Source organism: Mycobacterium sp. (genome assembly GCF_049683355.1).
Taxonomy (GTDB): Bacteria; Actinomycetota; Actinomycetes; order Mycobacteriales; family Mycobacteriaceae; genus Mycobacterium.
Genome location: NZ_JBAUJB010000192.1, coordinates 1 through 1788, shown reverse-complemented (window position 1 = coordinate 1788; position 1788 = coordinate 1). Strand labels below are relative to the sequence as shown.

The 1788-nt window shown below is 67.7% G+C and carries 2 protein-coding genes; one reads left to right on the top strand and one right to left on the bottom strand.

What is annotated here, in order from left to right:
* Positions 1 to 1182, bottom strand: a 1182-nt coding sequence (locus tag WA944_RS11420) for an ISL3 family transposase (RefSeq protein ID WP_526646962.1), incomplete at its 3' end; no start/stop codon positions are given.
* Between the two features lie 379 nt (positions 1183 to 1561).
* Between WA944_RS11420 and WA944_RS11415 the strand changes: the two genes are divergently transcribed.
* Positions 1562 to 1788 (top strand): IS110 family transposase (locus WA944_RS11415; RefSeq protein WP_526646960.1); only part of this gene is annotated, 227 nt, incomplete at its 3' end.

Here is a 1788-nt window from a genome sequence, read left to right as displayed (position 1 = left end):
GATCATGGTGATCATGTTGTGTTTGTTGCGGTAGCCGCGGGCGCGGGCCTTGGCGGCTTGCACGAGGGAGTTGATCCCTTCCAGCAGCCCGTTGTTCAATCGGCTGGCGTGCCAGGCGACGATGCCGTGCCAGTGTCGTTCCACCATCGCGACGAAGTCCTTGATCGGTTGCAGGCGTGAGCGTTTGGCGCCGTAGCACCAGCGCCGCAGGTACTCCTGGGCGTAGTGCGGGGGCTGGTCGTAGAAGGCCTGGAAGTCCTCGCGCCAGCGCAGCGCCCGTGCGGTGGCCAGCCGCGCCGAGGGCCGGGTCAGGGCGAACAGTTCGGCCTGTTGTTTCGCCGAGAGGTTCCAGTGGTTCTTCAGCCACAGCCAGCGGGTGCCGGTCAGTTCCGGGCGGGCCTTGACCTCGTCGCGGCGGACCGCGTCGACGGCTTCGGACAGTTTGGCCGCGACATGGAAGCGGTCGAAGGTCATCGCGGCGTTCGGCAGGTGCTCGCCGATCCCGGAAATGTAGGCGGCGCTCATGTCCGAGCTGGTGTCGGAGACCGCTTCGGGGTACCCGCCATGCGCGCGCAGGTCGGCGGCGAAGCGGGCCACCGTGTCGCCGTCGCGGCCGGGCGTGGCGAACAGCACCCGCCCGCGGGTCATGTCGGCGAAGATGCTCACGTAGTCCTGGCCCCGGGCGGCGGCGGTCTCGTCCATGCCGACCTGGCTGACCTGCGAGTAGTCCGCGCAGCCGCGGGCGGCGGCCACGTGATGGTCGAGTACCCGCCAGATCCGGGTGTCGTGCTCGCGGGTCATCTCGGCGACCTTGCGCACCGGCATCGCCGCCGCGAACTGCAACAACAGCGCCTCGAACAGCAGCGTGAACCCCGACCCCTCCCGCGCCCACGGCACCCCGACCTGGCGCACCCCGTGCTCCGGGCAGCGCACCCGCGGCAGCCGAGCATGCAGAAACGCCTTGTGCTGGAAGAAATCCATGTGCCGCCACGTCTTGTCGGCGGTGTCATGCACCGGGCACGACCGCTGGCCGCAGTCCTTGGCTGGGCAGCCGAACCGGGCGCCGCGCGCAAAGTCCAGATACAGATCCAGCCGCGCCCCCTGTTGGTCGAACTCGATGTACTTCACCCGCCACGGCGACGTCAAACCCAGTGCCGCGGTGAACAATCCGGACTCATCCATACCAGCCGCCCTTCCAACGTGCGATAACCGACAGTCACACAGTCACACAGTCAACGACCCGACCGGTGCGCCGGTCAACCACGAGAAGGCTGCCGCGCCGCTTCCACTCCTCGGCGCCCGGGGGCGCCTGCGGTGCGGGTCGGCTTGCCACCGAACCCGAACCCCGCCTCAACAGGACAAGATCAACCCACTTGAAACAGCGACGAGCCTCTGCGTCCCGCCCCGCCCCATCGATGTCGGCCGTCGCCGCGGGTGATGGTCATCTGTTCGGTGCGAGGCCATCCCATGCCCGACGACAACGTCTGGCTCATTCGCCGCCGAGCTGAACACCGGGGCTCGAAAAGGATGCATCGGCAACTGAACCAAGGGAGGCCAATCGATGCTGTTCGTCGGAGACGACTGGGCAGAAGACCACCACGACGTGTATCTGATGAACGACGCCGGCGACAAGCTGGCGTCGCGGCGGCTACCCGAAGGCCTGGCCGGCGTGCGGGTGCTGCACGAGCTGATCGCCGAGCATGCCGAGGATCCCACTCAGGTGGTGATCGGCATCGAAACCGATCGCGGCCTGTGGGTGGATGCCCTGACCGCCGCCGAGTATCAGGT